The following is a 23258-nucleotide window of genomic DNA, read 5'->3' on the forward strand; positions in this document are numbered from 1 at the left end:
TGGGCAGGTTCGGCCGTTGCCCGACGGGCAGCGGGTGTCGCGGTGAGCGTCTCGAACCGGGTCGCCGCACGCGTCGCCCGCGACTTCGGTGCTCATGCGGCTGAGGCGCTGGACGCGCTAGCCCTGGCCGAGTCCGGCAACCAGGTGGTGGAACGCGTGCACGCCGCCATCGTCCTGATGGCGGAGGGCAGCGTCGAGCGGCTGTGGCAGGCCGTCGAACTGAGCGCGCTCGACTGGCGCGACGTCCTCATGAACGGCGGCCTGGCGGAATGGGACTGGCCCGCGGTCCTCGACCGCGAGTTCGGTCCGGTCAGCTGACGGTGCGCTGGTAGCTGACCAGCTCGTCGGTGGCGGCACACCGGCTGAAGCCCGCCTTCTCCAGCACGCGCGCGGAAGCCGGATTCGACGGCTCGACGTTGGCGTGGACGGTGTGCACCTCGTTCAACGACAGAGCGAACTCGGTCAGTGCCGCGGTCGCCTCCGACGCGTAGCCGCGTCCCTGCCGTGAGGGCACCACGCCGTAGCCGATCTCCACCCGTCCGTCGGAAGGAGGCCAGAACAGTCCGAGGGATCCCACAACTTCAGACGTCGAGCGCTCGACGATCAGGCGGTGGCCGGACGGCGAGAGCCACTCCGGGTTCTCGGCGATCACACCGGCGATCACCGTGTCGCCCTCGGAGGGGAAGTCGGCCGCCCACGACGGTTGGCGCGCCTCTTCCACGACGGCCTTCACGTCGAGCTCGGACCAGGGGCGGAGGATCAGGCGTTCGGTTACAAGATCGGTCACCGGCGCACGCTAGCCACGGCGGAGGCGGCGGGGCGAGCGGGTTTCGCGCACGGTCCGGCTTCCCGGCGGCCGCAGCGGAAATCGCGCCAGGAGGGGATGGCCGTGTGCTGGTCGGCTGACGGCGTCTGCGGGGAAGGTCCCTCCGCCTGGGCTGGTCGGCTGACGGCACCCGGTAGGCACGGTCTCCGCCTAGGTTGGTGGGCAGACTGCGCCTGGTTCCGCAGACTCCGCCCGGCCGCATGCACCTGTGTCTGGCCGCACGCACTCGGCCTTGGCGGCACACATCTGGTCTGGCCGCAAGCACTTGACCGTGGCCACACTCACTCCGCCCGGCCACTCACCCCGGCCAGGCCGCACACCCCCGCCTCGACTAACCAGGTCGTGTATCGAAGTAGAGCGGTTCAGGCTTTTTTGGCGGGAAAAGCACGTTCGGGCCGATAGATGGCCCGAACGTGCTTTTCGCGCCAATCAGCAAGCGCTCGGGTGCCGACTTCGATACCAGGCACTAGCGGCGCCCGTGCCCCTGCGCCTCCTCCCGCACCGCGTTGATCACCTCCGCATCCCACCGGTGCGTCCGGATCAACCGGTACCGCTCCGCCGCCACCCACATGTAAGCCTCGGTCTCCGTCCGGTCGCCAATCATGTCGGCCTGCCGCAGCATCGCCACGACGGGCTTGTACTCGTCCGCGTACCACCGCCGAGCGACCTCGCCCCGGTCCAGGAACGAGCCCGTGTCCTGCATGAGACGGAACCCCCACGCCTCGACGGTCTCGCCGAGCTCGGCGTAGTTCCACGGGTCGGAGAGCACCACGGCGGCGCGGGCCTCGCCGGTCAGGGGGACTCGTTCCAGGAACAGGCGGCGGTAGTCCTTCACGATCAGGTCGCCGCGGTAGCGGATGCCGGAGGCGTTGATGCGCGTGACCACCTGGGTCACGTAGGCGTCGATCGTCGACTGGCCCATCGCGTGCGCCACGGACACGCGGTGGTGGCCGTCGACGATGAAGTGCAGCTCGCCGATCCGGTACACCTCGATCGGCGGGACGTTCTCGCCGCGGCGCTGGGCCAGGGCCAGGCGTTGCCAGCGTTCGCGCACTCGGCCGGAGGTTGGGCGGAAGCGGCGGTCGAAGTCGCGGGTGCGGTCGACGCTGCCGACGATCGAGTCCAGGCGGATCGACTGCAGGCCCAGGCGTTTCTCGGACACCATGCCCAGGGCCTCCACGACCTCGTGGAACGGCAGCATGATGTTCACGTCGTCCGGCTCGCGGCGCAGCCAGGCCGCGAGACGCGACATCACCTGGCGGCGGCGAGCTCTCAAGAAGTCGTTCTCGGCGTCGGCCACGGGAAAGCCGGTGTCACGTCTCATCGCGAACCCCCGAAATCTCCAGCACCTTGTGCGGAACCACGTTGATCACGCGCGTCGAGCCCAGAACCCGGTCCGGGCGCGGCACCCCGTGCGGGTGGATGTGGCCGTGCAGCAGGTACGACGGCCGCAGCCGCGAGACGAGTGAACTGAGACAAGCGAAGCCCCGGTGTGGTGCGTCGGGTTCGTCGCCGCAGCCGAGCGGTGGTGAGTGGGTCAGCAGCACGTCCACGCCACGTCCGTCCCGCAGCCTGCGCCACCCGGCCAGCCGGGACACCCGGCGGGCGCGGCGGGCCTGCTGCCGTTCCGTCCACTGGTTCGGGCCCTTGTTGTAGCGGATCGAACCACCGAGCCCGGCGATGCGCAGGCCGGCGACGTCGACCACGCGTTCGTCCGCGTTCACCGCACCGGTTGGACCTGGCCAGCGCACCGGCACGCCCGCCTTGGTCCACAGGCCGCGCACGTTCGAGTAGCCGGAGAGGTCGACGTCGTGGTTGCCGGGTACGAACACCAGCGGTCTGTCCAGCGCGTTGGCGAGGAACTCCAGGTAGTCGAAGGGAAGATCGCCCGCCGCGACGATCAGGTCCACCTCCAGGGAGTGCACCTGATCAGTCCACAGCTGTTCGACGATCTCGTCCGCCACCGCGAGCACCCGAACCATTCCAGCAGCGTAATGAGGCCGTCTGCAGATGACGCGGGACAGCGCTGCCACTAGCGTCAACGCCGTGCTTGCCGAGCTGTTCGCCGCGGCCGCGAGCGGGTGCCGCGACCGCAGTCCGCTGACCCAGCGACTCCTCGACGACGCTGCCGCAGACCTCCGGCAGGGCGGCGTCACCGCCAGGATCATGGCGGGCTCCGAACGCGACCGGGAGGGCCAGGTGCCCGGACTGCGGTTCGCGGGCGCCGTGCACCGGCTCGTGCTCGAAGGGCGCGCGCCGGACCTCGCGAAGCACTACCCGTCCGTCGGCGGCCGGCCGCACCTGCCGACGCTGTGGGAGGACGCGCTGCCCGCCCTCACCGAGCACGCCGACCTGCTCCGGCACCGCGTTCAGGCAACTGTCGTGCAGACCAACGAACCCGGCCGCAGCGCGCCCCTCTACGGCGGCCTGGTGGTCGCCGCGCAGGAGGCCGCGAAGGCCGCGAACAGGCACGTGCCGTTCTGCGTGCGGCTGCTGGAGGTCGGCGCGAGCGGCGGGCTCAACCTGCGTCCGCACCACGTCGGCTACCGGCTGGAGGACGGGGTTCTCGGCGACCCGGACAGCCTCCTCGTCCTCGACCCGCAGTGGACCGGCAGGCCGCCCGCCGACCTCAGCCACCGGCCGCGCGTCGTCGGCAGGGCCGGTTGCGACCTCTACCCGGTCGACGTGTCCACAGAGGACGGACGACTGCACCTGAGCTCGTTCGTCTGGGCCGACCAGCTCGACCGGTGGAACCGTCTCAGGGACGCGCTGGACCTCGCCGCCACCGACCCGGTCAGGGTGGAGCGGTCGGCCGGCCCGGAATGGCTCGCCAAACAGCTCGCCCGCGTCGAACGCGACGTGCTGACGGTCGTGTGGCATTCGGTGGTGTGGCAGTACGTCTCGCCCGCCGACCGCGCGATGGGCCGGGCCGTCCTGGCCGACGCGGCGGCGAAGGCGACACCCACGACACCGTTGGCACTGCTGGTGTTCGAGCCGCGCCGGGAGATCGACTACAAGTTCGCGCTGATGCTCAAGCTGTGGCCGGCCGGGATCTCGCTGTGCCTCGGCGTCGGTGAAGGGCACGGCATCCCCTTCACCTGGGACGTCACCCCTTGGGAGTGACCAGCGGGTTCACGACGAACCGTCCGTCCCGCACCTCGACCGGCAACCGGAACTCCGCACGGGTGCCGTCGTGCGTGTACTCGACGACGACGGCACCGTCGCGGTAGACACCGCGCTCCACCTGCGCGGCCTGGAAACGCTCGACGGTCGACTTCGCCACGTCCTCGCCGCCGACCGCGAGCAACGGCTCCAACTTGTGGAAGTCGTGTGCGCGCAACGCGTTCGTCACTTCGACGGCCAGCTCGTCCGGCGACTCCCCGCCCGGCTCCGGCCAGAACGCGATGAACACGAACACCATCAGCAGCCAGCCCACGGCGAACACCAAGATCCAGAACCGCAGGTTGGTCAGCTGGCGGTGCACGTCAGGGCGTTCCGCTGATCAGGACGAACACGGTGGTGATCCAGCAGAGCAGGAACGCGAGGATCCAGAAGCGGATGTTGGTGAGCAATCTGGTCATGACGAAGCCCTTCTACAACGAACAAAGCGAGCGAAACCGGGACTACAGCCAGCGATTTCGGCGCAATATTCGGTAGAGCGTCAGGCAGGCCACGAGGACCAGACTCATGATCAGCGGGTAGCCGAACTTCCACTTCAGCTCCGGCATGTAGTCGAAGTTCATGCCGTAGACACCGACGACCATGGTGGGCACGGAGATGATCGCGACCCACGAGGTGATCTTGCGCATGTCGGTGTTCTGCTGGAGCGTGATCTTGGCGAGCGTCGCGTCGACGAGCGTGGTCAGCAGCTCGTCGAACGCCGTCACGCGCTCGGAGACCTCGGTGAGGTGGTCGTCGACGTCGCGGAAGAACGCCCGCACCTGCTCGGGGATGAGCGGCGTGTAGCCCTCCGCCAAGCGGCGCAACGGGTTCGCGAGCGGCATCACCGCGCGGCGCAGCTCCACGACCTCGCGCTTGAACATGTAGATCTGCTCCGCGCTCACCTCGGTGCGCGGCGCGAAGACTCGTTCCTCCATGCGGTCGATGTCGTCCTCGATGTGGTCGGTCACCTCGAGGTAGTTGTCGACCACCTGGTCCGCGATCGCGTGCATCACCGCGGACGGGCCGATCTCCAGGCGCTCCGGGTCGGCCTCCAGCACGTGACGCAGCTTCGAGAGCCCGGAGTGGTTGCCGTGCCGCACGGTGATGACGAAGTCCTTGCCGAGGAACACCATGATCTCGCCGGACTCGACGATCTCGTTGGCGGTGTCGGGAGACTCGTTGGTCACGTAGCGGACGGTCTTGAAGACCATGAAGAGCGTGTTGTCGTACCGCTCGAGCTTCGGGCGCTGGTGCGCGTGCACGGCGTCCTCGACGGCGAGCTCGTGCAACCCGAACGTCTCCGCGATGCCCTCGATCTGCTCGGCGTCAGGCTCGTGCAGGCCGATCCAGACGAACCCGTCGCCCCGCTTGCGCACCTCTTTGACCGCGTCGGTGTGCGTCCACCGGCCGGGCAAGCGCTTGCCGTCCACGTACACCGCGCAGTCGACCACGTAGTGGGACAGCGGGACGGGGACGTGCGGAACTTGCCCTGCTGGGCCGCGCTGGGAGCCTCGTCCGCGGATCGAGGGCAGGCTGGGCATGGTGAGTTCCTCCAGGTACACACGCCGGCGTGGAAGTGCGAAAGCACGACGGGCGTCCTGACCAGGTGGAACTTCGGAACTTTCTAGATGGATCTAGAAGGCCACCTCGGTGAGGACGCGCTTGGTACTGGCAGGGTGGGGGTCCTTGCTCATTTAGGGGTCCTCACCTCCTCGGGGCGAAGGGCACGGGTGGTGGAAATCCTCACACACCGGTTGCCGAGGGTACTCCCTCCGTGTGAAGACTGTCTCCCCACCCGAGACAGATCTCGATCACACGTAGTTGGAGGCGCGGTGCAGTTCGGTCGGTACTACGAGGAGTTCGAGGTCGGAGCGGTCTACAAGCACTGGCCTGGCAAGACGGTGACGGAGTACGACGACCACCTGTTCTGCCTGCTCACGATGAATCACCACCCGCTCCACATGGACGTGAACTACGCGGAGAACACGACGGACTTCAAGAAGAACGTCGTCGTCGGCAACTACATCTACTCGTTGCTGCTGGGCATGTCCGTGCCCGACGTCTCCGGCAAGGCGATCGCCAACCTGGAGATCGAGTCGCTGCGGCACGTGAAGCCGACGTTCCACGGCGACACGATCTACGGTGAGACGGAGGTGCTCGACAAGACGCCGTCGAAGTCCAAGGACGACCGGGGCGTGGTCTACGTCGAGACGCGCGGTTACAAGCAGGACGGCACGGTCGTGTGCATCTTCCGGCGCAAGGTCATGGTGCCGAAGAAGTCCTACGGTGACGCGCGTGGCGGCGAGCAGCCCGGGCGCCCCGAACCTGCATCCGACTGATTTGGGGTAGTGACGTGACCTCTCTGGATCTGGCACAGCAGCGCCTGCGCGAGTTCGCCGCCCAGGCCGCGGGTGTCTCGCCGCTCTACGAGCACCTCGCGTCGCGTGCCGCAGAGGATCCGGAGGTCGCCGACCTGCTGACCGCCGCCAGCGAGGGCAACGCCACGGGCGAGCTCCTGCTGGCGGCGGCGCACCGGCTGGTGCAGGCCGAACCGTTCCACCAGCTCTCGAACTACTACCCGTCGCTCGGCGGGACCTACGGCGCGGACGAGAGCACCTGGCCGCTGTTCCGGGACTTCCTGCTGGAGCGCGGCGACCGGGTCAGATCGCTCGTCGGCTCGCAGGTGATCCAGACCAACGAGGTGCGGCGCGCGGCCCTGCTCTACCCGGCCGTGGCCGCGGCGGCGAAGCAGGCCGGCGGGCCGATCGGACTCGTGGAGGCCGCCACGACGGCAGGCCTGCTGCTCGGGCTCGACCAGTACTCGTACCGCTACCAGACCGCGGAAGCCGGCCAACTCGTCGCCGGGCCCGCCAAGGCCGCGCTGGGCCTGCACTGCGCGCTCGAGCTCGCGCCGGGCGCGGTGCTGCCGAAGCTGCTGCCCAAGACGGTCAAGGTGGCCGCGAAGGCGGGCATCGGGGTGGCACCCGCCGACCTGGCCGACGAGGACGCGTACGCCTGGCTGGAGGCGTGCGTGTGGGCCGACCAGCCGGAGCGGCTGCGCCTGTTCGGCGTCGCCTGCGGGGTGCTGCGCAAGAACCCGCCGCGGCTCGTCACCGGTGACCCGGTCGCGGACCTCGCCAAGGCCGTCGAGCCGATCGACGCGCCGCTCGTCGTGATCACCAGCGGGTCGGGACTCGACCTGGTGCCCGCTTTGTCGGCTTTGGGGCGCCCTGTCTGGTGGGCCGCCCACGAGGCCGGTGAGCTGGGGCTCATCCAGGTGCGTGACGGCGAGGTTTCGAGGACCACTCTGGCGACCACCGAGGCCCACGGGCAACGTCTCGTTTGGCGTTGAGGGCCCGCCCCGATCGCGTGAACCCTGATCAGGCCCTGGGCAGGCAGTTCCAGTCGGAAAGCGCTTCCAGCAGGCCGGGAGCGGTCTGAAGTGTGGCCAACGTCGCACTGTCGACCCAGGCGACATCCGATGCGTCGTCGCCCGCTCGGAGCACACCCGACGTGACCTGGCATTCGTAGTCGAAGATCAAGAAAACCCCGTTCGGGGCCGGTCGTTCGACGCTGCCGACCAGGCGGCCGACGGTGACGGAGAGTCCCGTTTCCTCAACGAGTTCCCTAGTCACGGCTGCCTCATCCGTCTCATTCGGCTCCACGCGCCCACCTGGTATCGACCACGTGCCCTCACCAGGCGGATTGGCTCGTCGCACGAGCAGTAGTCGCCCGTTCGAGTCATGCACGACGGCTCCGACGCAACGGATCGTGCGCTCACTGCTGGCGGTCACGATCACGAAGCGTAGTCACACCGGAACGGCGGTGCTGTGCACTACCCCGGCTGCGGTACAAATCTCCCAAGGTCCTGAATCGTGCTGTACAACGGTCACGAACGGCGCCAAACGGGTGCGAACGCGGACGGGGTGGACACCGTGAACTTGAAGAAGATTCTCACTTTCGCCGGAATCGCCTTGCTGCTGTTCTTCCTCATCGCGGAGCCACAGCAGGCCGCACAGCTGGTCACGAACATCCTCAACTCGCTGCGAACTGCAGCTGAGGCCCTGATCACCTTCGTGCGACAATTGTTCTAGTCACCCGGTTCGCCGGGAGGCAGGGACAGAGCACTGGCTGGCACCAGGAAAGGGCTGGTAGCGCATGTTCGCACCACGTGATCCGGACGACTACCTGCTCTCGAGCGAGCGTCGGGTCATCCGGGTGCGCAGGCACTGGTCCTACCTGATCTGGGACGTGCTCGAGGCCGCGGCGCTGCTCGCCGGCTTCATGATGATCTCGTACCTGCTTCCCGCCGACGCGGGACTGTTCCAGAACGTGTTGTGGTACGGCGGGCTGCTCGTGCTGCTGCGGCTCGCCTACTTCATCATCGAGTGGTGGGTCGAGCGCATCGTCGTCACCGACAAGCGGTTCATGCTGACGTCGGGCGTCTTCGAGACCAAGGTCGCGATGATGCCCATCAGCAAGGTCACCGACCTCACCTACGAACGCACCGTGGGCGGGCGCATGCTCGGCTACGGCACGTTGATCGTGGAGTCGGCCGGTCAGATCCAGGCGTTGAACCGCCTGGAGTTCCTGCCGGACCCCGAAGAGGTGTACGACGCCATCTCGGAGTTGACCTTCGGTGACAAGAAGGCACAGGCCGAGCGGTTCTCGATGATCAAGGCGCAGCGGGCCGCGCGTGGGAAGAAGATGGTCCCTTGACATCCTCTCCGCCGTGAACGACGGAGACTCTCTCCACGCTGCGCGCGGACCGCGCGGCGTCCGAGTGGGTTACCGCTTCATGGCGCGGTGCCGACACGGATGCCGGTCTTACCTGCGCTCCACGGTCGTTTGAGTTGTCCGCCTGCCCGGCGGCCAACACATTCTTTGCGGCGTTGATGTCCCGGTCGTGGGTGACACCGCACGGGCACGTCCACGACCGCACGGACAGCGGTTTCGGGCCGTCGATCCGTCCGCACGCCGAGCAGGCTTGCGAGGTCGGCAGCCACCGGTCGATCCGTGCGAAGGCACGTCCGTGCCGTGTTGCCTTGTATTCGAGCATGCCGGTGAAACTGGACCACCCGGCGTCGTGCACGGACTTGGCGAGCCTGGTGCGGCCGAGACCGGTCACGCACAGATCCTCGACGTAGACCGCTTGGTTGTCGCGGATGATCGTCGTGGACAGCTTGTGCTGCCAGTCCCGCCGCGTGTCAGCCACCTTCGCGTGGACGCGGGCGACTTTGGTGACGGCCTTCTTGCGGTTGTTGGAGCCCTTGACCTTGCGGCTCAGCGACTTCTGCAACCGTCGCAGCTTGCGCGCCGCCTGGCGCAGGAACTTCGGCGCGGCCACCTTCGTGCTGTCCGAGAGCACCGCGAAATGCGTCAGCCCCAGATCGATGCCCACCTTGGACTCGGTCCGCGGCAACACCTCATTCTCGGTCCGCACGACGAACGACGCGAAGTACCGCCCGGCCCCATCCTTGATGATCGTCACCGAGGACGGTGCGGTGGGCAGCTCGCGTGACCAACGCACCCGCAGGTCACCGATCTTCGGCAACCGCAACCGCTTGTTACCGAGGATCGTGAACCGGGCGTTGCGGGTGAACCGGATGGACTGCCAGCTGTCCTTGCTGGACCGGAACCGGGGCACGGCCACCTTCCGCCCCTTGCGGATGCCCGTCACCGAGGCGAAGAAGTTGCGGTACGCGGTGTTCAGGTCCGCCAGTGCCTGTTGGAGCACTACGGCTGACACCTCACCCAGCCACGCTCGTTCCGGCGTCGACTTCGCGTGGGTGATGACCCGCTTGGACAGCTCACCGTCCGATGGGTACGGCTCGCCGTTCTCGTGGGCTGTCCGGCGTGCGCGCAGCGCGTCGTTGAACACCACCCGTGCGCACCCGAACGCCCGCGCCAGCGCGTCCTGCTGACTGGGCTCCGGGTAGATGCGGAGGTTGTACCGCAGCTGCACGAACACACCCTATGGTTCTCGTGACAGGACGGTGACGCAGGGTGACCCTTGGTGTTGGCCACATGCACGTGCTCGTGAGCTTCACGCCCAAGATCGCGATCTCGATGCTGTCGCAGTTCGTCGGCGAGGTCGCAGGTGCGCAGACCAGCGTGCTGCGCAGGTCCAGGGCACGCCGGACCGTGATCGCCCTCCCGCGCGCGCCTTCATCACGCAACCCAGCATCGGGAGCCCACAGGGACGTCGTCCACACTGGACGACGTGGTCATCGATCTGCACACCCATTCGTCCGAGTCCGACGGCACCGACAGTCCTGCCGAACTGGTGAGGGCTGCGGCGAAAGCCGGGCTCGACGCGGTGGCGATCACCGACCACGACACGGCGGCCGGCTGGGCCGAGGCCGCTGCCGCACTGCCTCCTGGCCTGCGGCTCGTGCGCGGAGCCGAGCTGTCGTGCGCGTGCCCTGACGGCCGCGGCCGCACGATCACCGTGCACCTCCTCGCGTACCTCTACGACCCGACGCACGCGGCGTTGATGGCCGAGCAGTCGCGGTTGCGGGAGGAGCGCCGCTACCGGCTGCAGAAGATGGCCGAGATGATGAAGGCCGACGGGTTCCCCATCGACCCGGTCGACCTGATGGCGCGGCTGCCGTTCGACGCGCCCGCGGGCCGCCCGCACCTGGCGCAGGCGCTGATCCGCGCCGGCATGGTCGAGTCGGTGGACGAGGCCTTCGCGACGTACCTGACCGGTGGGCGTTATTACGTGGGCCGCACCGACACGCCCGTCGAGCGCGCCATCGAGATGATCACCGAGGCCGGCGGTGTGACGGTGCTGGCACATCCGTTCGCGGTGTCGCGCGGCCCGATCGTGACGGCGGACGTGGTGCGGTCGCTGGCGTCCGCGGGTCTGGCGGGACTTGAGGTGGACCACCCCGACCACGATGTCGCCACCCGCGAGTCGTTGAGGTCGCTGGCGTCGTCGCTGGGGCTGATCGTCACCGGGTCGAGTGACTACCACGGCACGAACAAGACGGTGCGGCTCGGCGCGGAGACGACGGCGCCGGAGATGCTGGATGCTCTGGCCGAGCGGGCGACCGGCGGCAAGATCCTCGTGGGGTAGGTGGCGTCAGTGTTCAACTTGCGGCTGTTCATCGAGGCCTCGATCACGCTGCTGGTGATCATGGACCCGCCCGGCACCGTGCCCGTGTTCCTGGGCCTGGTGGGCCGCAAGTCGCGAGACGCGCGCAAGCGGGCCGCGCGGCAGGGCGTGCTGGTGTCGTTCCTGGTGATCACGCTGTTCGCGGTGGCGGGCAACTCGATCCTGGCGTACATGCACATCGGCATCCCCGCCCTGCAGGGCGCGGGCGGGTTGCTGCTGTTGCTGATCGCGCTGGACCTGCTGACCGGCAAGGGTGCGACGCAGCATCCCGAGGTCGAGGACGTGAACATCGCCCTGGTGCCGTTGGGCACGCCGCTGCTGGCAGGCCCCGGTGCCATCGCGGCGACGATCGTGTTCGTGCGGCAGGCCGACGGCTGGGGTTCTTACTTCGCTTTGGCTGCGGCGATCGTGGCCGTGCACCTGATCCTGCTGGGGACGCTGCGGTCCGCCGGCCTGCTGATCAAGGTGTTCAAGGAGAGCGGGATCCTGCTCATGGCCAAGATCGCCGGTCTGCTGCTGGCCGCGATCGCCGTGCAGCTGGTGGCGTCGTCGGTGCAGGGCTTCATCTCTTCGGGTGTCTAGCGCTCGATGTGCGCTTTGTCGCCGTCGATGATGATGGGGCGCTCGATGAGGCTCGGGTTCGCGACCATGTGCGCGATCCACTTGGCGCGGTCGTGCTCCAGCAGCTTGGGGTAAGCCGGTTCCTTCGTGCGGGCGATTTCCCACGGCTCCTTGTCCAGGAGCTTGAGGACGTGGTCGAGCTCCTCGGCGGTGGGGGCGTCGTCGAGGTAGCGGCGTTCGGTGTACTCGATGCCCTCGTCGTCGAGGCGTTGCTTGGCGGCGCGGCTCTTGGAGCAGCGCGGGTTGTGCCAGATCTCCATGCCCCGAAATGTAGCGAGACCGACTTCCCGACGAACTCGCCGCCATCTGCGGAGCAGGGGCGATCCAAAACTGTCAGGGGTGCTGAGTAACTTGGTTGGGGTGGAACAACTCGGCTTCGACTTCGGTGTACAGCCCCGGCGGCTGGTGCGCGTCACGCCCGCGAAGCTCGCGACGTGGACGGACTGTCCGCGCCGCTTCCGCATGACGTACCTGGACCGCCCGACTCCACCCCGCGGCGGCGCCTGGGCGCACAACACGCTGGGCGCGGTGGTGCACAACGCCCTGAAGGCACTGTTCGACCTGCCGGTGGAGAAGCGCACGCCGGACCAGGCCGTGGCGCTGGTGAGCAGGCAGTGGAAGTCCGAGGGTTTCCGCGACGTGGACCAGGCCGCCGAGTACAGGTCGCGCGCGCAGCGGTGGGTGCACGACTACGTGGCCGGCTTGGACGTCGACTTCGAGCCGCTCGGCGTGGAGCGCTGGGTGTCCTCCCCGACCGAGCGAATCGTGGCCGAGGGCCGCGTGGACCGCATCGACTACCGCGACGGCGAACTCGTGATCGTCGACTACAAAACCGGCCGCCACGTCCTGACCTCCGACGACGCCCGCGGCTCCCAGGCCCTGGCCCTCTACGCCCTGGCGGCCCGCCGAACGCTGCGCAAACCGTGCCGCCGCGTGGAGCTCCACCACCTGCCGTCGGGCTCGGTGGCGGAGTGGGAACACACGGAGGAGTCGCTGGCCCGGCACGTCCGCCGCGCCGAGGAAGCGGCGGACGAGATCGACCTGGCCACGGAGACGCTGAAGGCCGGCGGGGACCAGGAGATCCTGTTTCCGCCGGTGACGGGGCGGCAGTGTCAGTGGTGCGATTTTCGGCGGAGTTGTCCGGAGGGGCAGGCGGCGGCGCCTTCGTTGGAGCCTTGGGATTTGCTGGCTCCGTGAGGGGCGGCTTGTCGGGGGCCGCGGGGCTGGCTTGGTGAGGCGGCTGGTGGTGGGGTCGCCGGGAGGTGCTGGCTTGGTGAGGTGGCTGGCTGGCGGTGAGGCCGTGAGAAGGCTGGGCCCTGACGAACTGTCAGCGCCGCAGGGCGGGCGGTGCGGCTTTTGCCGTAGTCGTTTGGAGGGGCGCCGGGCCCTGGCCGCCCGAGGACCGGCGGCCCCGTAGGGTGGCTGGGGTGGACGTGGAAGCAGCAAAGCGGCCGTCGCGGACCTACGGAATCCTGCGTGCTGTGAGCGGTGTGCTCGCGGTGGGCTTGGTGCTGCTCGCACTGGGGAACATCGGCGTCCAGTTCTACGCGAACTCCCGCGACCTGCCCGGACCTGGCACGTTGTCGGTCACGGTGCACGTCGTGGCGGCGCTGTTCGCGGTGGCGGGCCAGATCGTGGCCGACCGGTACGCGGACTGGAGGGCGCCGGTGGCGTCGCTCGCGGTGCTGGCGGTGGCGGGGGCGACCCTGTGGACGTTCTGGTGGGCGTAGTTCGCTAGGCCCACTTCTGTGGGCGCGGTGGTCGGTGATGGGCAAGATCGCGAGTTGTCCACAGGGTTCGGCATTGCTGACCTGCGGTTTCGGGATGTCGCGTAGCCTGTGGATAGCCGGGGAACCGAAATCCCGATTTCTTCGTTCCGCAAGGGAGGAAGCGCGGGGGGCGGGGCGGTCGGCAGGGCCTGGGGCTGCTTCGTCGGTGTTCGGGGCCGGCTCGTTGGATCTTGGCCGCGATGGTGGAGACACGATCGCGCGGTGACGAGGGACCGGCGAGGCGGCTGTGATGGTGGGGCCCGGCGCGGCCGCCGTGACACGACACTGGGACCGGGGTGGCCGCGGTGACGGTGGGGACCGGGGCGGCCAGGCTGGGTTCAGGTGCTTGCCGGGCTGGCTTCAGGCGCTCGCAGGATTGGATGCAGGTGCGCTCGCCGGGCCGGGCTCGGACGTTCGCCGGGCCGGGCTGAGGCGCTTGCCGTGTCGGGCTCAGGTGCTTGCCGTGTCGGGCTCAGGCGCTCGCCGGGTCGGGTTCACGCGCTCGCCGGGTCGGGTTCACGCGCTCGCCGCGTCGCTCCTGATCAGGCCGTTCCTCAACGCCGCCATCAGCGCCTGCGCCCGGTTCGAGGCGCCCAGCTTCTCGTAGAGGCGGGACACGTAGGTCTTGGCCGTCGAGGGGGAGACGTACAGCGTGCGGGCGATGGCGGGGATGGACACGCCGTCTCGCAGGAGCATGAGCACCTCGCGTTCGCGTGGGCTCAGGGCCAGGCGGGCTGCTGTGGACTGGCGGCGGGCCATGGCGGTGGCCAGGCCCGCTGCGGTGAAGGACGAGGCTGCCACTGCGGCGTGTCTGATGGCGCAGAGGATTTCTTCCATCGGGGCGGCCTTGCCCACGAAGGCCGAGGCGCCGGTTTCCAGGGCCCGGAACAGCACGTCGTCCTCGCCCTGGGAGGTCAGCACGACGATGCCGAGCGTCGGGTAGCGGTCGCGGAGGTCGCGGGCCAGGCGGAGGCCGTCGGCGTCGGGGAGGCCCACGGCCACCGTCACGACGTCTGGGGAGGCTGCCGCGATTGTGTCGGGGGCCTCGGCTGCTGTGCTCGCCTCCGCGACCACCTCCAGGTCGGGGTGCGCGGCGGCGAGCGTCGTCAGGCCGAAGCGGGTGAGCGTGTGTCCGTCGACGACGACAACCTTGATCGCCATGAGTCGCCCCCTCTCGTTGAAGGTTCAACCCGCATGTCGTTCCGGACATCTCGGTTGGTTACACCGAAGGGACTAATAGGGCACTTGGTCCCATCGGGGCAGGGACCGTCACAGGTTCGTGAGGACTCGGGCGATGCTGATGGCGCCGGGACCGATGATGATCACGAACATGGCCGGGAACAGGCACGCGATCAGCGGGAACAGGATTTTCACCGGGACCTTCTGGGCCTGTTCCTCCGCTCGCTGGCGGCGGCGGACGCGCATTTCGCGGGCCTGCTCGCGCAGAACCGCGGCGATCGGGACGCCGAGTTCACCCGCTTGAGCGAGGGCTGAGACGAACGCGCGGAGCTCCGGGACGGTGGTTCGCGTGGTCAGGGCGCGCAGGGCCTCGTTGCGCGACTTGCCGATCTGCATCTCCTGCAGGACGCGGGCGCACTCCTGGGCGAGTGGGCCCGCGGTGTTGCGGGCGACCTGGGCCAGGGCCGCGTCGAAGCCCAGGCCGGCCTCGACGCACACGGTCAGCATGTCGAGGGCGTCCGGCAGGGCTCGCCTGATCAGGGTCTGGCGCTTCTGGCCCGCGTTGAGCAGCAGCAGGTCGGGCAGGAAGAACCCGAAGGCCGCGCCCACCGCCAGGCCGGTGATCATCCAGCCGACCGAGCGGAGGCCCAGCACGCCTCCGAGGCCGGCGCCGACCAGCAGGCAGAGGCCCTTGGCGGCGAGTACTCGATCCGGGGTCCACGTCGGCGGGTTGCCGGCCAGGTCGAGGCGGTGCTGCAACCGAAACGCCACGCCGGCCGGAGACAGCCTCAGGGCAATCAGTCGCAGCCAGCTCGGCGAGACGACGGCGGCCTGCTCGGTCGAGACGACGGACGCCGAGTAGCTCGTCTCGATCAACGCCAGGGAACCTGCGGCCGTGACGCGCGGCTTCAGCACGACGGCGACTACGCCCAGGGCGAGAGCGAGCAGAAGGCAGCCCAGTCCGATGACAAGCGCCATGTCACACCTCCACGCGCACGAGTTTGCGCATCCACAACGAGCCGATGACGACCATCACGGCGGCGAACGCGAGCATCACGATGCCGACGAACGTGGTGTAGAGCGGCCGCATGTACTCCGGCCGGATCCAGAACAGGAACGCGGCCAGGCCGATCGGCAGACCGACCAGGACGTAGGCGGACAGGCGGCCCTCCGCCGACAGCGCGCGGACGTGCCGCCGGGTCTGGGACCGGTCGCGCATGGTGGTCACGGTGGTCATCAGCACCTCGGCGAGGTTGCCGCCGACCTGGCGCTGGATCCGGACCGCCATCACGACCCACGACAGGTCGGCGCTGCGCATCCTCAGCGCGACGAGGTCGAGTGCGTCCTCCAGCTCGGCGCCGATGCGGGTGGCGGCCAGCGCGCGGGAGAACTCGCCGGCGGTCGGCTGGGTGTCGTCCCGCACGACCGCGTCGATGGACTGGGCCAGCGAGAAACCCGAGCGCAACGAGCTCGCGATCAGCTGCAGCACGTCCGGCAGCTGGTCGGCGAACGCCGCGCGGCGCTTCGAGGTCCGCACCTTCATCACCAGCGCCGTCGCGAGCCAGCCGAGCAGCGCGCCCACCGGCACGCCGATCCACCAGGTCGTCATCACGGTGAGCAGCGCGGCGAGCCCCGCGGCCGTGCAGATCCGCAGCAACGTCCACTCCGCCGGGCTCGCCTTCATCCCCGCGAGGTCGAGCCGATCGGACAGACGGGCGGCGCTGACGTCGCTCATGATCCGGCGCGTCCACACCACGGCGGTCTGGGCGGCCTGGCTCTCCTCCGGTGCGGCGACGGCTTCCTGCGCGCCGTAGTGCTCGAGGTGCCGTTCGAGCTTGCGGCCCGTCGCGGAACGGCGCGGCGTCAGCATCGTCATCACGACGACGAACACCACGAGGAACGTGCCGACGATCAGCGCCATCGTCTGCCAGTTCAGCCCCGGCGTCGGCGCGGGCACCGCGACAGGCAAGGGTTCGGGCGTGGCAACGGGTTCCGCCACAGTGGGAGGCGCGACCGACGACGGCACGACCAGAGCGGCGAACGCGGCGGCCAGTGCGGAGGCGTCCGAGGCCGTCAGCAGACGTCCACCCGCCGCGGCGGCGATCCGGCCCAGCGCGTCGTCGCTGTACTGGAACCCGATCACGTCGGTCGGCACGCCGGCCGCGGCGACAGCGGACACCGCGGCGTCCACAGTGGACTTGCTGACCGTGTCCTCACCGTCGGACACGATCACCATCCGCCGCTCGGAGATGCCCTGCAACGCGGACAGCCCGACCGGCACCGCGTCGAACAACGACGTGTCTCCCTTGGCCTGCAACCGATCCAGCGCCGCACCCACCGCACCCCGGTCGGCGGTGGGCGCCAGCACCAGCGACGGCTGCGAGGAGAACGTCACGAGACCGACCTGCACGTCCTCGGGCAGGCCCGAGACGTAGGTCGCGATCGCCTGTCGTGCCACCACGATCCGGTCTGGCGCCATCGAGCCGCTGGTGTCGAGCAGCACCACCACCCCGCGAGATGGTGCGGCAGAGGCGAAAGCCGTGAACACGAACGTCAGCAGCGCGCCGACCAGGACGCCCGCGAGGACCCGCTTCATCGCACACCACCCACGAACAGGTGCGGAGGAACGTCGACTCCGCGATCCCGCAACCGTTCCACGAAGTGCGGCCGCAGCCCGGTCGACTGCAGCTGGCCCCGGTAGAAGCCGCGCTCGTCGACCCCGGCGTGGAAGTCGAACTGGAAGATGTCCTGCAGCGTCACGATCTCGCCCTCCATCCCGATGACCTCGGTGATGTGGGTGATCCGCCGCGTGCCGTCCTTGAGCCGCGACTGGTGCACGATCACGTCGATCGCGGACGCCATCTGCTCGCGGATCGCCCGCGCCGGCAGGTCGACGCCCGCCATCAGCACCATGGTTTCCAGGCGGGACAACGAGTCGCGCGGCGAGTTCGAGTGCACGGTGGTGATGGAGCCGTCGTGACCGGTGTTCATGGCCTGCAACATGTCCAGCGCGGCACCGTCGCGGACCTCGCCGACGATGATCCGGTCCGGCCGCATGCGCAGCGCGTTGCGGACCAGGTCCCGCACGGCCACCTCACCGCGCGACTCCACGTTCGGCGGACGGGCCTCCAGCCGCAGCACGTGGTCCTGGCGCAGCTGGAGCTCGGCGGCGTCCTCGATGGTGACGATGCGTTCGTCGGCCGGCACGAACGACGACAGCACGTTCAGCGACGTCGTCTTGCCGGAGCCGGTGCCGCCGCCGATCAGGATGTTCATCCGCCCGTGCACGCACGCCTGGAGCAGGTACGCGGTCGCGGGCGTCAGCGTGCCGAAGCCGACCAGGTCGTCGACGGTGAACGGATCGGCGGCGAACTTGCGGATCGTCAGCACCGAGCCGTCCAGCGCGATCGGCGGTACGACGGCGTTGACGCGACTGCCGTCGGGCAGGCGGGCGTCGACCATCGGCGAGGCCTCGTCCACGCGGCGGCCGACCTTGGCGACGATCTTGTCGATCGTGCGGCGCAGGTGCGACTCGTCGGCGAACGCCACGGGCACCGGTTCCAGCCGGCCCGCGCGTTCCACGTAGACCTGGTCGTGGCCGTTCACCATGATTTCGGAGATGCCGGGGTCCCGCAGGTAGGGCTCCAGCGGGCCGTGACCGAGGATCTCGTCCAGCACCTCCAGGGCGATGCGGGCCCGGTCCGCGTTGGTCAGCGGCGTCTCGTCGCGTTCCAGCACGGCCTGCAACGTCTGGCGCACACGGGTTTCCAGCTCGCGCTGGTCGAGGTGTGCGTCGTAGAGCTTGGGGCCGAGCACCTCCAGCAGACCCGCGTGCACGCTGCGCTTGACCTCGGCGAACGGGTCCGCGGCACGGGTGTGGCGGCGCGCCACCGGTGTGGGCGACACGGATTCCCGTTGTGCGGCAATGCGATTGGCCAGGCTCAACGGAACCACCTCTTCGAGGACTTCGCGGCGACGGCGGGCTCGGCGAGCACGTGCTCGCGGGCGAACCGCGAGATGGCCTCGCTCACCGGGTGCTTCGGCAGGTCGAGGACGATCGGGTTGCCCTTGTTGACGGAGATCGGCACGTCCCGGCTGGACGGCACGTGCGCGCGGATGTCGCTGCGCACGACGCGGTCGATGTCGTCCATCGTCAGGCCGACCTTCGCGTCGGACCGGTTCAGCACGACCGACCGGATGTCGTGCGCGTAGGACAGCAGGTCCAGCATGTCGAGCGTCACGCGCAGGTTCTTCAACGCGGGCACGTCCGGAGTGGTCAGCAGGACGTGGTGGTGCGAGGCGTCCATCGCGGCCAGCACGTGCTCGCTGAACGCGGACGGCGTGTCGACCACGACGTAGTCGAACATCGTCGGCAGCACCTCCAGCAGCTCGCCGACCAGCGACGCCGGAATCCGTTCCGCGTCACCGGGTTCGACGGGCGCGAGCAGCGCGCTCAGCCCCGGCCGGCACGCCGTGAGCAGCGACGACGCGCCCGTCACGTCGACGTGACCGAGCATGCCGAGCCCGTGCACGATCGTGCGGACCGGCTCCGCCCGCAGGCAGATGCCGACGTCGCCGAACGCGAGGTCGAGGTCCACCAGGCACACCGACCGCGCACCACCGGCGGCGAGCACCGAGGCGAGGTTCACGGCGAGCGTGGTCTTGCCGCACCCGCCCTTCGCGGAGAAGACCGTGATCACCTGGCCGTGCCTGCGCTCGTCGGCCCGGGGCTGCGGTACTCCGGTGACCTGCGCGGACAACGCCCGTGAGCGAGCGCAGGCATCGGCCAGGGACGCGAGGTCGTCCCGCGCGACAACCTCACGGACACCCGCGCGCAACGCCCGCGTCAGCACCCCGACGTCGAGCACCTCGCGCAGCAGCACCACGCCGACCACGGGACGGTCGACCCGCAACGCCTCGGTGAACGCCAGTGCCTCGTTCAGGTCGACGGCCGCGCCGATGACGACGAGCAGTTCGGAGGGGTCGGCGGCGAGCAACCGGCCGGCCTCGGTGAGGGTCGCCGCGGTGAGGACGTCGCTGCCGACGGCACCGACGGCGGGGGAGAGCTGTCCGGCGCGGGCGGCCGGGTCGCACAGAATCGTCATGGCACGCCTCAGTTTCCGAACAGGGAGCGGTTGTCGACGCCGTTGCCCGGCGCGATCTCGGACTTGCCGCCGAGCAGCGCGAAGTAGAGCGTTCCCGTCTGCTGGCCGTGGATGAGCTTCTCCGCGTCCGCCTGCTTCACCGCGACGGTGACGATGGCCTTGCCGACGTCGCCGTCCTCAGCGGCCTTCTTCTCGTCGACGACGGAGAGGACCTCGAGACCGGTCAGCAGCAGGCGGGTGGACTGGTTGCGTTCGTACTGCTTGGAAAGACCGTCACCGGCCGGTGTGTTGCCCTTGCCGTCCATCACGGTGAAGGTGTCGAAGACCGCGACCTTCGAGCCCTTCTGGATGAGGCCGCCCGCTCGCTGCCACGCCTCCGTCGGCACGGTCACCGCGATCATCCCGTCGGGGATCGAGATGCCCTTGGCGAGCGAGGCCTCCTCGGTGAACAGCGTCTTGGTGACCAGCTGTCCCTCCGCGATCTCCGACGACGTCACGAGCTTCATCAGCGACGAGTCCACTTCGGACATGGTGTTGGCGGGAACGCTGCTCTTGGGCATCTGCTGCGTCTCGACGAGCTCCTTCAACGCCTCGGCGCCGGTGCCGGCGGGGATGCGTTCCTTCGCGACCAGCACCGACACGGCCTGCTGGCCCGCGATCGCCCGCGAGTCGGCGGCACGGACGTAGAGGAACACCCCGGCGCTGCCGCAGACGGCCAGCAACACCGCCAGGATGATGATGAATGCGCGGTTCTTCATGACTACTCCTGGGTTTCAGCCGGTGAGCTGGACGATGCGGGTACCGAGATCGGGGCCGCCGATGGTGCCGGTGCCGGGGAGGAGGCCCTGGACGAAGTAGCCGGCGATGCACTTGTCCGAGCCCTTGCACTCGTTCTTGTTCGTCAGCCAGTCCTTCTGCGACGCGCCGGGCAGCCAGTACCCGGTGACCACGAAGCCCGCGAAACCGGACAGCGTGTACGTGCCGCCGGTGCCGGTACCGGTGACCTTGGTGTAGATCGGGAAGTAGACGGCCTCACGCGAGGCGAACGCCGACGCGAGCGCGGCCTTGCAGTCGCTGCCGGCGGACGCGCCGGTGTCCGCGCTGTAGGTGTTGTTGCTGATCAGAACCGAGCAGTCGGAGCCGGTGTCGTCGACCCAGCCGAACATGCCGGGACCGTCCGAACCCGATGGGCCGCTGGGGCACGTCGTACCACCGGTGGTGTGCAGTTTGAGCACCCGGTGCACGGACACCGGCGGTGTCTCAGGAGGGGGCGGGCCGTAGTTGGTGCCGTTCGAGGTCGCCTCGCTCCACTCGCACCACGAGATCGTCATGGCCATCGTGGTGGCGGTCTTGGGCGGTCCCCAGGTGGCACGGGCACAGGCGTGCACGCGAGTGCCGTCGTAGGCGCTGTTGCCCGCCAACGCCCTGGCGAACGAGGGTGGCAGCAGTGTGTCGCCACCGGCGGTCTGCGTCGAGGTGTGCACGTCCACGTACTTGGTGCCGGCGGCGGGCTTGGCCGGGCAGTCGATCATCGTGCCGGTGGAGGCGCCGCACGAGGACAGCACGCCGTTCCCGTCGAACCCGCACACCTGCTCCACAGTGGACACGTTGTCCTTGGCGTTGTGGTTGGCGTAGTAGTTCGCCTTGTTCACCAGGCAGGTCGACGCACCCTTGGCGCAGCCCTGCGCCACGGCGAGCGCACCCGCGTCGGCACCGTTCTGCAGCTCCGCGCGCTCCTGGTACAGGAACCCGGTGTCGATGACGATCGCGCCCATGCCCAGCAGGACGCCGAACCCGAGCAGGATGGCGATCAGCACGCCGAGCGCGCCGCGGTCGTCGGTCCTCAGCCTTCGCACGGCATGACCCCCTTGGCGCTCAAGGTGATCGGTGAACCGAAGCCACCGCCGCCGAACAGCCCGGCGAAAGCGCCGACCGGCGTGATGAAGTCGAACGTGTAGGTGGCCTGCACCTCGGCACTGGAACTGCCGCCGGAACTCGAGGGGCAGGCGGTGACCGCGACACCGACACCGGACAGCCCCGTGGCGGCGTTCTGGGTGCGGGTGCTGGCACCGGACTGCTTCAACGCGGCGACGCGCACGCCTTCGCGTGCTGCCTGGGTGAGGGTGATCTGCGCGTGCAGCGCGCGCCCGAAGTCCACGACGCCCATCACCAGCATCAGCAGAATCGGCATCAGCAAAGCGACTTCGACAGCGGTCGCGCCGCGATCGCGAGCTTTCTTGGTCATGACCGCTCCGAAGAAAGGTGCGCGGCCGGCCGAGGGGGTGGCCGGCCGCGCGGGACAGGAGACTTCAGCCATCGATGACGTCGGCGATGAGCTCGAACATCGCGGCCATGTTGTCGCCGACGGCGGTGATGGCGACCATCGCTGCCACCACGATCAACGCCACCATCAGGCCGTACTCGACGGCGGTGGCGCCGCGGTCCCGATCACGCCGACGCGTCGTCACTACAGCGCGTCCGCGATCTGCTGGAACAGCGCGGCGAGGTTCGTGCCGAGCAGCGTCACCGCGGCGATGATGACGATCGCGATGAGGGCGACCATCAGTCCGTACTCGACTGCGGTCGCGCCCCGATCGTTCTCTTCGCGCCGGGTGCGGGTGAGGAAGGTCTGCACGTAGCTGAGGAAGGTGAGCATGTCGGTCTCCTGTGGGAAGGATCCGGTTTTCAGGACTCCGCAACTCTGCGTGACGGCCGGTCCGGTTCGGTATCGGGCGAAGAGGTGTAACGAACCTGCAGTTCGGGGGACATGTCGGTCGATCGGGGGACACGCTGTCGACCTCTCGGACACACCTCACGCTGTCACGTTCCGTTGAGAGCGGACGCGCCCTACCTTCGATCGCATGACTGTTCTCTGGGCCGTTGGCGGCGCCGTGGGCGGGCTCGCCTCCGGTGTCGCACTGCGCGAGCTCGTCAACCGGTTCACGCGCACCGGCATCGCGTTGCCGCTGGTGTCGGCGGCGGTGCTGGCGGTGCTGGCGACCAAGTTCGCCGGCTCGGTGGAGGTCCTCGCGTTCGCGTGCCTGGGCGCGGTGGGCGTCGCGCTGGCGTTCATCGACACGGCCGTGCGCCGGTTGCCGGACGTGCTGACGCTGCCCGCGTACCCGGCGGTGCTGATCCTGCTGACGGTGGCCGCGCTCACGGGCGGCACGATCGGCGCGCTCGGCCGCGCGGTGCTCGGCGGGCTCACCCTCGCGTTCGTCTACCGGGTGCTGGAGTTCGTCAACCCGGCCGGGATGGGCTACGGCGACGTGAAGCTGTCCGGTGTCGTCGGGATGGCGCTCGCCTGGCTGGGCTGGCCGGTGCTGCTGCTCGGCGCCGCACTGGCGTTCGTCCTGTCGGCCGTCGTGTCGCTCGTCCTGTTGCTCCTGCGGAAGGTGACGCTCAAGAGCAGCCTGCCGTTCGGGCCGTTCATGTTGCTCGGAGCGTTCGCCGCGGTGTTGCTGAGCTGAGACGAC

Annotated in this window: 29 protein-coding genes; 11 read left to right on the top strand and 18 right to left on the bottom strand. The window is 69.0% G+C overall.

Annotated features, from left to right (window positions below):
• Positions 1 to 42 precede the first annotated feature (42 nt).
• A complete protein-coding gene (locus ACFOWZ_RS00835; RefSeq protein WP_382367161.1) occupies positions 43 to 318 on the top strand; it encodes a hypothetical protein in 276 nt (91 codons plus the stop codon).
• On the opposite strand, the gene ACFOWZ_RS00840 is transcribed toward ACFOWZ_RS00835, so the two are convergent.
• The 3 genes from ACFOWZ_RS00840 to ACFOWZ_RS00850 form a co-directional block, all read right to left on the bottom strand.
• Positions 311 to 787 carry a GNAT family N-acetyltransferase gene (locus tag ACFOWZ_RS00840; protein WP_382367163.1) on the bottom strand — a complete coding sequence of 159 codons (477 nt, stop codon included), beginning with the start codon at positions 785 to 787 and terminating at the stop codon, positions 311 to 313. The genes ACFOWZ_RS00835 and ACFOWZ_RS00840 overlap by 8 nt on opposite strands.
• Before the next feature lie 505 nt (positions 788 to 1292).
• On the bottom strand, positions 1293 to 2150 hold the full coding sequence (locus ACFOWZ_RS00845) for a hypothetical protein (RefSeq protein WP_030473025.1): 858 nt from the start codon (positions 2148 to 2150) through the stop codon (positions 1293 to 1295).
• Positions 2140 to 2808: a metallophosphoesterase family protein gene (locus ACFOWZ_RS00850; RefSeq protein WP_382367165.1), complete on the bottom strand. Its 669-nt coding sequence runs from the start codon at positions 2806 to 2808 to the stop codon at positions 2140 to 2142. Before ACFOWZ_RS00850 ends, ACFOWZ_RS00845 begins: the two co-directional genes overlap by 11 nt.
• Positions 2809 to 2872: 64 nt before the next feature.
• Here ACFOWZ_RS00850 and ACFOWZ_RS00855 point away from each other — a divergent pair, with 64 nt between their 5' ends.
• Positions 2873 to 3949, top strand: a complete 1077-nt coding sequence (locus ACFOWZ_RS00855) for a DUF2332 domain-containing protein (protein WP_382367167.1) — start codon at positions 2873 to 2875, stop codon at positions 3947 to 3949.
• Here ACFOWZ_RS00855 and ACFOWZ_RS00860 read toward each other — a convergent pair.
• Both ACFOWZ_RS00860 and corA read right to left on the bottom strand, forming a co-directional pair.
• The gene (locus ACFOWZ_RS00860; RefSeq protein ID WP_382367169.1) at positions 3933 to 4310 is read right to left on the bottom strand and encodes a hypothetical protein; all 378 of its coding nucleotides are present in this window, start codon (positions 4308 to 4310) and stop codon (positions 3933 to 3935) included. The genes ACFOWZ_RS00855 and ACFOWZ_RS00860 overlap by 17 nt on opposite strands.
• A gap of 139 nt (positions 4311 to 4449) precedes the next feature.
• Positions 4450 to 5529 (bottom strand): magnesium/cobalt transporter CorA, encoded by a 1080-nt coding sequence (corA, locus tag ACFOWZ_RS00865; protein WP_382367171.1) that lies wholly within the window; start codon positions 5527 to 5529, stop codon positions 4450 to 4452.
• A 291-nt stretch (positions 5530 to 5820) separates the two neighbouring features.
• Here corA and ACFOWZ_RS00870 point away from each other — a divergent pair, with 291 nt between their 5' ends.
• Positions 5821 to 6327: a MaoC family dehydratase gene (locus ACFOWZ_RS00870; protein WP_030473030.1), complete on the top strand. Its 507-nt coding sequence runs from the start codon at positions 5821 to 5823 to the stop codon at positions 6325 to 6327.
• Positions 6328 to 6341: 14 nt separating this feature from the next.
• A complete protein-coding gene (locus tag ACFOWZ_RS00875) occupies positions 6342 to 7340 on the top strand; it encodes a DUF2332 domain-containing protein (RefSeq protein WP_382367173.1) in 999 nt (332 codons plus the stop codon).
• A 28-nt stretch (positions 7341 to 7368) separates the two neighbouring features.
• Here ACFOWZ_RS00875 and ACFOWZ_RS00880 read toward each other — a convergent pair whose 3' ends face one another.
• A complete protein-coding gene (locus tag ACFOWZ_RS00880) occupies positions 7369 to 7788 on the bottom strand; it encodes an NUDIX hydrolase (RefSeq protein WP_372497496.1) in 420 nt (139 codons plus the stop codon).
• 135 nt (positions 7789 to 7923) lie between these two features.
• On the opposite strand from ACFOWZ_RS00880, the gene ACFOWZ_RS00885 reads away from it, so the two are divergent.
• Together ACFOWZ_RS00885 and ACFOWZ_RS00890 are read left to right on the top strand one after the other, a co-directional pair.
• A complete protein-coding gene (locus ACFOWZ_RS00885; RefSeq protein WP_167971300.1) occupies positions 7924 to 8082 on the top strand; it encodes a hypothetical protein in 159 nt (52 codons plus the stop codon).
• A gap of 64 nt (positions 8083 to 8146) precedes the next feature.
• Entirely contained in the window at positions 8147 to 8707 is a 561-nt protein-coding gene (locus ACFOWZ_RS00890; protein WP_382367176.1) for a PH domain-containing protein, read from the top strand.
• On the opposite strand, the gene ACFOWZ_RS00895 is transcribed toward ACFOWZ_RS00890, so the two are convergent.
• On the bottom strand, positions 8664 to 9953 hold the full coding sequence (locus tag ACFOWZ_RS00895) for an RNA-guided endonuclease InsQ/TnpB family protein (RefSeq protein ID WP_382367178.1): 1290 nt from the start codon (positions 9951 to 9953) through the stop codon (positions 8664 to 8666). The two genes, ACFOWZ_RS00890 and ACFOWZ_RS00895, sit on opposite strands and share 44 nt — an antisense overlap.
• 258 nt (positions 9954 to 10211) lie before the next feature.
• Between ACFOWZ_RS00895 and ACFOWZ_RS00900 the strand changes: the two genes are divergently transcribed.
• Positions 10212 to 11069 carry a PHP domain-containing protein gene (locus ACFOWZ_RS00900; RefSeq protein ID WP_382367180.1) on the top strand — a complete coding sequence of 286 codons (858 nt, stop codon included), beginning with the start codon at positions 10212 to 10214 and terminating at the stop codon, positions 11067 to 11069.
• On the top strand, positions 11070 to 11690 hold the full coding sequence (locus ACFOWZ_RS00905) for a MarC family protein (protein WP_382367182.1): 621 nt from the start codon (positions 11070 to 11072) through the stop codon (positions 11688 to 11690).
• On the opposite strand, the gene ACFOWZ_RS00910 is transcribed toward ACFOWZ_RS00905, so the two are convergent.
• Complete coding sequence (locus ACFOWZ_RS00910; protein WP_382367184.1) at positions 11687 to 11989, bottom strand: ArsC/Spx/MgsR family protein; 303 nt, start codon at positions 11987 to 11989, stop codon at positions 11687 to 11689. The genes ACFOWZ_RS00905 and ACFOWZ_RS00910 overlap by 4 nt on opposite strands.
• A 100-nt stretch (positions 11990 to 12089) precedes the next feature.
• Between ACFOWZ_RS00910 and ACFOWZ_RS00915 the strand changes: the two genes are divergently transcribed.
• Together ACFOWZ_RS00915 and ACFOWZ_RS00920 are read left to right on the top strand one after the other, a co-directional pair.
• The gene (locus ACFOWZ_RS00915; RefSeq protein ID WP_382367186.1) at positions 12090 to 12926 is read left to right on the top strand and encodes a RecB family exonuclease; all 837 of its coding nucleotides are present in this window, start codon (positions 12090 to 12092) and stop codon (positions 12924 to 12926) included.
• A gap of 230 nt (positions 12927 to 13156) precedes the next feature.
• Positions 13157 to 13459, top strand: a complete 303-nt coding sequence (locus tag ACFOWZ_RS00920; protein WP_382367188.1) for a hypothetical protein — start codon at positions 13157 to 13159, stop codon at positions 13457 to 13459.
• A 555-nt stretch (positions 13460 to 14014) separates the two neighbouring features.
• On the opposite strand, the gene ACFOWZ_RS00925 is transcribed toward ACFOWZ_RS00920, so the two are convergent.
• The 10 genes from ACFOWZ_RS00925 to ACFOWZ_RS00970 all read right to left on the bottom strand — a co-directional run bounded on the left by ACFOWZ_RS00925 (position 14015) and on the right by ACFOWZ_RS00970 (position 22438).
• A complete protein-coding gene (locus tag ACFOWZ_RS00925; protein ID WP_382367190.1) occupies positions 14015 to 14659 on the bottom strand; it encodes a response regulator transcription factor in 645 nt (214 codons plus the stop codon).
• 108 nt (positions 14660 to 14767) lie between these two features.
• The gene (locus ACFOWZ_RS00930) at positions 14768 to 15655 is read right to left on the bottom strand and encodes a type II secretion system F family protein (protein ID WP_382367192.1); all 888 of its coding nucleotides are present in this window, start codon (positions 15653 to 15655) and stop codon (positions 14768 to 14770) included.
• A 1-nt stretch (position 15656) separates the two neighbouring features.
• Positions 15657 to 17273 (bottom strand): VWA domain-containing protein, encoded by a 1617-nt coding sequence (locus ACFOWZ_RS00935; protein WP_382367194.1) that lies wholly within the window; start codon positions 17271 to 17273, stop codon positions 15657 to 15659.
• A complete protein-coding gene (locus ACFOWZ_RS00940) occupies positions 17270 to 18622 on the bottom strand; it encodes a CpaF family protein (RefSeq protein WP_030474092.1) in 1353 nt (450 codons plus the stop codon). Before ACFOWZ_RS00940 ends, ACFOWZ_RS00935 begins: the two co-directional genes overlap by 4 nt.
• Positions 18619 to 19782, bottom strand: a complete 1164-nt coding sequence (locus tag ACFOWZ_RS00945; RefSeq protein ID WP_382367196.1) for an AAA family ATPase — start codon at positions 19780 to 19782, stop codon at positions 18619 to 18621. The genes ACFOWZ_RS00940 and ACFOWZ_RS00945 overlap by 4 nt, the downstream gene beginning before the upstream one ends.
• Positions 19783 to 19790: 8 nt before the next feature.
• Positions 19791 to 20540, bottom strand: coding sequence for a Flp pilus assembly protein CpaB (gene cpaB / locus ACFOWZ_RS00950; RefSeq protein WP_382367198.1), 750 nt, complete (start codon positions 20538 to 20540; stop codon positions 19791 to 19793).
• Positions 20541 to 20555: 15 nt separating this feature from the next.
• Positions 20556 to 21638, bottom strand: coding sequence for a TadE/TadG family type IV pilus assembly protein (locus ACFOWZ_RS00955; protein ID WP_382367200.1), 1083 nt, complete (start codon positions 21636 to 21638; stop codon positions 20556 to 20558).
• Entirely contained in the window at positions 21626 to 22099 is a 474-nt protein-coding gene (locus ACFOWZ_RS00960) for a TadE/TadG family type IV pilus assembly protein (protein WP_382367202.1), read from the bottom strand. Before ACFOWZ_RS00960 ends, ACFOWZ_RS00955 begins: the two co-directional genes overlap by 13 nt.
• On the bottom strand, positions 22092 to 22250 hold the full coding sequence (locus ACFOWZ_RS00965; RefSeq protein WP_382367204.1) for a Flp family type IVb pilin: 159 nt from the start codon (positions 22248 to 22250) through the stop codon (positions 22092 to 22094). Before ACFOWZ_RS00965 ends, ACFOWZ_RS00960 begins: the two co-directional genes overlap by 8 nt.
• Positions 22250 to 22438, bottom strand: coding sequence for a Flp family type IVb pilin (locus ACFOWZ_RS00970; RefSeq protein ID WP_030474087.1), 189 nt, complete (start codon positions 22436 to 22438; stop codon positions 22250 to 22252). The genes ACFOWZ_RS00965 and ACFOWZ_RS00970 overlap by 1 nt, the downstream gene beginning before the upstream one ends.
• 205 nt (positions 22439 to 22643) lie before the next feature.
• On the opposite strand from ACFOWZ_RS00970, the gene ACFOWZ_RS00975 reads away from it, so the two are divergent.
• Positions 22644 to 23252 carry a prepilin peptidase gene (locus tag ACFOWZ_RS00975; RefSeq protein ID WP_382367206.1) on the top strand — a complete coding sequence of 203 codons (609 nt, stop codon included), beginning with the start codon at positions 22644 to 22646 and terminating at the stop codon, positions 23250 to 23252.
• The last annotated feature ends 6 nt before the right edge of the window (positions 23253 to 23258 follow it).

This window comes from Lentzea rhizosphaerae (assembly GCF_042649515.1).
Classification (GTDB): domain Bacteria; phylum Actinomycetota; class Actinomycetes; order Mycobacteriales; family Pseudonocardiaceae; genus Lentzea; species Lentzea aerocolonigenes.